Origin of the sequence: Mesorhizobium sp. M2A.F.Ca.ET.042.01.1.1 (genome assembly GCF_003997405.1) — a bacterium.
In the GTDB taxonomy this organism is placed as follows: Bacteria; Pseudomonadota; Alphaproteobacteria; order Rhizobiales; family Rhizobiaceae; genus Mesorhizobium.
This window is the reverse complement of sequence record NZ_RZRX01000057.1, coordinates 21,416-27,813: the sequence shown is the minus strand read 5'-3', so window position 1 is coordinate 27,813 and position 6,398 is coordinate 21,416. Positions and strand designations below refer to the sequence as shown.

The following is a 6,398-nucleotide window of genomic DNA, read 5'->3' as shown; positions in this document are numbered from 1 at the left end:
AACATCCTGTTCATCTGCGGCGGCGCCTTCGCTGGCCTCGACAAGATCATCTCGGATCGCGGCCGCAAGACCTCGATCGGCTTCGGCGCGACCGTGGCTTCGCCCGAAGATCGCCGCACCGGCGACCTGTTCCGCCAGGTCGAACCCGAGGATCTGCTGAAATTCGGCCTGATCCCGGAATTCGTCGGCCGTCTGCCGGTCCTGGCGACGCTGGAAGACCTCGACGAGCCGGCGCTGATCCAGATCCTGACCGAGCCGAAGAACGCGCTGGTCAAGCAGTACCAGCGGCTGTTCGAGATGGAGAATGTCGATCTGACCTTCCACGAGAACGCGCTGTCGGCGATCGCGAAGCGCGCGATCGAGCGCAAGACCGGCGCGCGCGGCCTGCGCTCCATCATGGAAGCGATCCTGCTCGATACGATGTTCGAGCTTCCGGCGCTGGAAGGCGTGCGCGAAGTGGTGATTTCGGAAGAGGTGGTGTCCGGCAACGCCAGGCCGCTCTACATATATTCCGAGCAGAAGGAAAAGAAGGGCAATGTCAGCGCCTGAAATGGCACTGGACCCGTCATTTTCATGGAACGGCGCCCGCGTGGCGCCGTTTTGCTGTCAACGGGGCGCGGATATGCGATGGAACGGGTCGAGCGACCGTGTTAACCCTTGATCTTTGCCCCGGCTGCATCCACCTAACAGCAGAAGGCCGAGGCGCCGAATTCTGTGCTGTAAAACTCCCGTCACAAACGGTGGTAGGCGGAACGACACTCGGTCGTTAATATGAGATTCGCGGTTGGCTAAAATAAGCGGCCGCGACATGAAAGGTTGGACAATGGCCAAGATATCTAAGGCTTCCGGCGACGGCGTTTTCGCAGTCCTCCCACTGCGCGATATCGTCGTGTTCCCGCATATGATCGTTCCGCTCTTCGTGGGCCGTGAAAAGTCGATCAAGGCGCTGGAAGAGGTGATGGGTCAGGAGAAGCAGATCCTGCTCGCCACCCAGATGAATGCAGCCGACGACGATCCTGAGCCCGATGCGATCTTCGACATCGGCACGCTCGCCAATGTGCTGCAGCTCCTGAAGCTGCCCGACGGCACCGTGAAGGTTCTGGTCGAGGGCGCCTCGCGCGCCAAGATCGTCTCGTTCACCGACCGCGCCGATTTCCATGAGGCCCGCGCCACCGCGCTCGCCGAGCCGGAAGAGGAAGAGGTCGAAATCGAGGCGCTTGCCCGCTCGGTCGTCACCGACTTCGAGAACTACGTCAAGCTGAACAAGAAGATCTCGCCCGAAGTGGTTGGCGCGGCCAGCCAGATCGACGACTATTCCAAGCTCGCCGACACGGTTGCCTCGCATCTCGCCATCAAGATCCCAGAGAAGCAGGAGATGCTTGCCACGCTTTCCGTCAAGGAGCGTCTTGAGAAGGCGATGGGCTTCATGGAAGCCGAGATCTCCGTGCTCCAGGTGGAGAAGCGCATCCGCTCGCGCGTCAAGCGCCAGATGGAGAAGACGCAGCGCGAGTACTACCTCAACGAGCAGATGAAGGCGATCCAGAAGGAGCTCGGCGAGGGTGAGGACGGCCGCGACGAGGCCGCCGAGATCGAGGCGCGCATCAAGAAGACCAAGCTCTCCAAGGAGGCCCGCGAGAAGGCGGAAGCCGAGTTGAAGAAGCTGCGGTCGATGTCGCCGATGTCGGCTGAATCGACGGTGGTGCGCAATTATCTCGACTGGCTGCTGTCGATCCCGTGGGGCAAGAACTCCAAGGTCAAGCAGGACCTCAACTATGCGCAGGACGTGCTCGACGCCGATCATTTCGGCCTCGACAAGGTCAAGGAGCGCATCGTCGAGTATCTTGCCGTGCAGAGCCGGCAGAAGAAGCTGAAGGGCCCGATCCTGTGCCTCGTCGGACCGCCCGGCGTCGGCAAGACCTCGCTCGGCAAGTCGATCGCCAAGGCGACCGGCCGCGAGTTCATCCGCATGGCGCTCGGCGGCGTGCGTGACGAGGCCGAGATACGCGGTCACCGGCGGACTTACATCGGCTCGATGCCCGGCAAGGTCATCCAGTCGATGAAGAAGGCCAAGAAGTCAAACCCGCTCTTCCTGCTCGACGAGATCGACAAGATGGGCCAGGACTTCCGCGGCGATCCGTCATCGGCCCTGCTCGAGGTGCTTGATCCGGAGCAGAACTCGACGTTCATGGACCATTACCTCGAGGTCGAATACGACCTGTCGAGCGTGATGTTCGTGACGACGGCGAACACGCTGAACATCCCTGCGCCCCTGATGGACCGCATGGAGATCATCCGCATCGCCGGTTACACCGAGGACGAGAAGATCGAGATCGCCAAGCGTCACCTGATGCCAAAGGTGATCCGTGATCATGCCCTGCAGCCGAACGAATTCTCGGTCGGCGAGGACGCGATCCGCGGCATCATCCAGACCTACACGCGGGAAGCCGGCGTGCGCAGCCTGGAGCGCGAGCTGATGAAGCTCGGGCGCAAGGCGGTGACCGAGATCCTGCGGACGAAGAAGAAGACGGTGAAGATCACGGCGGAAAACCTCGCCGATTATCTTGGCGTGCCGCGCTTCCGCTTCGGCCAGGTCGAGGCCGACGATCAGGTCGGCGTGGTCACGGGTCTTGCCTGGACGGAAGTCGGCGGCGAGCTGCTGACGATCGAAGGCGTCATGATGCCCGGCAAGGGCCGCATGACGGTGACGGGCAATCTGCGCGACGTGATGAAGGAATCGATCTCGGCGGCGGCTTCCTATGTCCGCTCCAGGGCGCTCGATTTCGGCATCGAGCCACCGCTGTTCGACAAGCGCGACATCCACGTCCACTTGCCGGAAGGCGCGACCCCCAAGGACGGCCCGTCCGCCGGTGCCGCGATGGCCACGGCCATCGTGTCGGTGCTGACGGGTATCCCGGTCCGGGCCGATGTGGCGATGACCGGCGAGATCACGCTGCGTGGTCGCATCCTGCCGATCGGCGGCCTGAAGGAGAAGCTGCTCGCAGCATTGCGCGGCGGCATCAAGAAGGTGCTGATCCCGGAAGAGAACGTCAAGGATTTGGCGGACATTCCGGACAATGTGAAGAACGGCATGGAGATCGTTCCGGTCTCGCGGGTCGGCGAGGTGCTCGCGCACGCGCTCACCCGGATGCCGGAGCCGATCGAGTGGGTCGAGCCGGTTAATGCGCCGGCTCCGGTCGACAGCGGCGACGATGCCGGAAAGTCGCTCGCGCACTAACAAATGTTAAGGATGCAGTGCACAAAGAGAAAGCCGGGCCTTGAGCCCGGCTTTTCATGTGAAAAAGCCACGAAAAAATGCAAAAAAGCCCGGAATTCCGCGGTTTTTGGGCTTGGGTTCCGAGAAGCTTCTTTCTAAAGTCCGTTTCCTGCCGGATGAGTCGTAAGTTCCGGTTTTCTCATGGAAGGGAATTTTGATGAACAAGAACGAACTGGTGTCCGCTGTCGCCGATGCCGCAAGCATTTCGAAGGCTGATGCGCAGTCCGCCGTCGATGCGGTGTTCTCCGTGATCACAGGCGAACTGAAGAAGGGCGGCGATGTCCGGCTTGTCGGCTTCGGAAATTTCACCGTGTCAAAACGCGCTGCTTCGACCGGCCGCAATCCGCAGACCGGCGCGGAAGTGAAGATTCCGGCGCGCACCGTGCCGAAGTTCTCGGCCGGCAAGGGCCTCAAGGACGCGGTCAACTAAGACCTTTTTCTTCAAGAGCAGAAAAGCCGGGCTTGCCCGGCTTTTCTTTTTTGCGCTGACAGGCAGCCGGTTCAGGCCGTCGGCGCGTCGGCGCGCATCAGGCCTTCCTGTTTCAAATCCGCCCACAGCGCCGCCGGTATCTTGGTGTCGAGCAGCGCCCGGTTGCTTTCGACCTCGGCCGGCCGTTGGCCGCCGGGGATCACCGACATCACCGACGGATGCTGCAACGGGAATTGCAGCGCCGCCTCGATCAGGCGCACATTGTGGCGCTTGCAGACTTCCTCGATACGCGCGACGCGATCCAGAATTTCCTTCGGCGCCTCGCTGTAGTTGTAGAAGGCACCGGGCTTCGGCCCGGTGGCCAGCACGCCGGAATTGTAGGGGCCGCCCAGCACGATGCCGATGCCGCGCTTCTGGCAAAGCGGCAGGAAGGACTGCAGCGCTTCCTGTTCGAGCAACGTATAGCGGCCGGCGAGCAGGAACAGGTCGAAATCGCCGCGTTCGGCCAGCGTCTGCGCGACCTGCCACTCATTGATGCCGCCGCCGATAGCCTTGATCACGCCCTGGTCGCGGAGCGAAAGCAGTCCGTAATAGCCGGACGACATGAACTCCGCGATGCGGGCATCCGAGGCTTCCTTGCTGCCATGGGTGAAGATGTCGACGTCGTGCACGAAGAGGATGTCGATGCGGTCGACGCCAAGACGCTCCAGCGAGGCCTCGAAGGAGCGCACGACGCCGTCATAGGAGTAGTCGTAGACTTCCCGGCGCGACGGCGTCTCGAAGAACTTGCCGATGCCGGTGCGCTGGTCCGGCGGGGCGACGCGCATGAGGCGGCCGACCTTGCTCGACAGCACATAGTCGTCGCGCTTCCTGCCGCGCAGGAACGGGTTGAGGCGGGTTTCCGACAGGCCGAGGCCGTATAGCGGCGCCGTATCGAAGTAACGGCAGCCAGCCTTCCATGCCGCCTCCAGGGTGGCATTGGCGTCCTCGTCGGAGATGGCGCGATAGAGATTGCCGAGCGGCGCGGTCCCGAAGCCGAGTTCGGTGAAGGTGATGCCGCCATTGCCGATGCGGTCGAAGTGCCGTGTCTTCATGTCTGACGATGTCCCGGAGCGATTTGTCTGACATGACACTATCACGCCGGTGGCCCAGCAAAAGTGCCGAGGCTCGTTGGACAGCGATTTTCGCAATGGTAGCATGAACAAAAACAAGCCTTTCGCGGCCAGCGAGCCGCCGAATCTGTAGAGACACGCGACATCGCGCAGATAGGGTGAGCCATTCCATGAGCAAAGCCGGATCCGGCATGTTCGCGACCGCGCTGGACGAGCTTGGCGCGGTGCTGGCGCGCACGGATGAAGCGCGGATCGACGCAGCCTGCGCCATGCTGGCCGGCGCCGGCGGGATCGCCGTCTATGGCTGCGGCCGCGAGGCGCTGCAGGTAAAGGGTTTTGCCATGCGGCTCTATCATCTCGGCCTGCCGGTCTCGGTGGTCGGCGACATGACCACGCCGCCGCTCGGGCAGGGCGACGTCTTCCTGGCGAGCTCGGGGCCGGGCGAGACCACCACGGTGCTGACCTTGATGCGGGTTGCCCGCGATGCCGGCGCGAAGGTGCTGCTCCTGACGGCCGAACCGACAGGCAGCGCGGCGAAGCTTGCCGACTTCACGCTGGTCATTCCCGCCCAGACCATGGCCAGCGACCAGGGCGCGGCAAGAAGCTCGGTGCTGCCGATGGGCTCGCTGTTCGAAGGCGCGCTGTTCCTCTTGTTCGAGATCATGGTGCTGAGGCTCCAGGCGCTGACCAATGCGACGCCGGAAGCCATGCGCGCCAGGCACACCAATATGGAGTAGGGCATGCGCTACGAGCTGATGCTGCCGCACCAGATCCGCAAGGCGATCGAGGAGAACTGGCCGGTCGTGCTGCCGCTCGGCGTGCTCGAATACCATGGCGAGCACATGGCGGTCGGGATGGACACTTTGGCCGTCATCAAGACGGTGGAGCTGATCGAGAAGGAGAGGGACCTCGTCATCCTGCCGCCCTTCTATTACGGCGCGGCAAGCTATGCGGTGGCGCCGCCGGAAGGCAGCGGCTCGGTGCAGGTCGGCGGTCCGGTGCTTTCGCCATTCGCCGAGGAATTGTTCTACGGGCTGCTGCGCATCGGCTTCCGCAACATCCACGCCATCATCCATCACCAGACCGAGAATTTCGTCGCCGGCATGCCGACCGACCTCGCCTTCAAGACCGCGGGGCGGCAGGCGATCTTCCGCTTCCTGGAAAAGGAGCGCGGCGAAGGCTGGTGGGGGTCGAACAGCATGGCCGACTACTATGCCGGCCATGCGCAGGGCGAGAATGTCTTCAACTGGGTGCAGGTGCACCCGCTGATGCCGGCCGCGATGAACGGCAAATACCCGTTCGACCATGCCGGCAAAGGCGAAACCTCGCTGATGCTGGCGCTATGCCCCGAGGCCGTGGACGAGAAGCATTTGGCCGACAATACCGGCTGGTACACGAAAGACGCGGCGGAGGCCTCGGCAGGCCTCGGCAAGATCGGCGTCGCCATGATCCTTGATCATTTAAGGTCCATCCTGGTGCGATAGGCGCGGTTCTTCCTTCTCCCCTTGTGGGAGAAGGTGGATCGGCGCGCAGCGCCGAGACGGATGAGGGGTGTTCCAGCGGAGTGAGGCGTCCGCGTTCC

5 protein-coding genes and 1 pseudogene are annotated in these 6,398 nt (G+C 62.8%); 5 read left to right on the top strand and 1 reads right to left on the bottom strand.

Features of this window, described 5'->3' with window-relative positions; translation table 11 throughout:
- From EOA23_RS11375 to hupB, 3 genes and pseudogenes are all read left to right on the top strand, one after another.
- A pseudogene (locus tag EOA23_RS11375) lies at positions 1–549 on the top strand (AAA family ATPase); the annotation flags it as partial.
- 274 nt (positions 550–823) lie between these two features.
- Positions 824–3,235: an endopeptidase La gene (gene lon / locus EOA23_RS11370; protein WP_112127684.1), complete on the top strand. Its 2,412-nt coding sequence runs from the start codon at positions 824–826 to the stop codon at positions 3,233–3,235.
- Positions 3,236–3,431: 196 nt separating this feature from the next.
- The gene (gene hupB / locus EOA23_RS11365; protein WP_040969493.1) at positions 3,432–3,704 is read left to right on the top strand and encodes a DNA-binding protein HupB; all 273 of its coding nucleotides are present in this window, start codon (positions 3,432–3,434) and stop codon (positions 3,702–3,704) included.
- Positions 3,705–3,775: 71 nt separating this feature from the next.
- On the opposite strand, the gene EOA23_RS11360 is transcribed toward hupB, so the two are convergent.
- The gene (locus EOA23_RS11360; protein WP_127304159.1) at positions 3,776–4,798 is read right to left on the bottom strand and encodes an aldo/keto reductase; all 1,023 of its coding nucleotides are present in this window, start codon (positions 4,796–4,798) and stop codon (positions 3,776–3,778) included.
- 188 nt (positions 4,799–4,986) lie between these two features.
- Between EOA23_RS11360 and EOA23_RS11355 the strand changes: the two genes are divergently transcribed.
- Positions 4,987–5,553 (top strand): SIS domain-containing protein, encoded by a 567-nt coding sequence (locus tag EOA23_RS11355; RefSeq protein ID WP_127304157.1) that lies wholly within the window; start codon positions 4,987–4,989, stop codon positions 5,551–5,553.
- A 3-nt stretch (positions 5,554–5,556) separates the two neighbouring features.
- Complete coding sequence (locus tag EOA23_RS11350) at positions 5,557–6,300, top strand: creatininase family protein (protein ID WP_127304155.1); 744 nt, start codon at positions 5,557–5,559, stop codon at positions 6,298–6,300.
- Positions 6,301–6,398 lie beyond the last annotated feature (98 nt).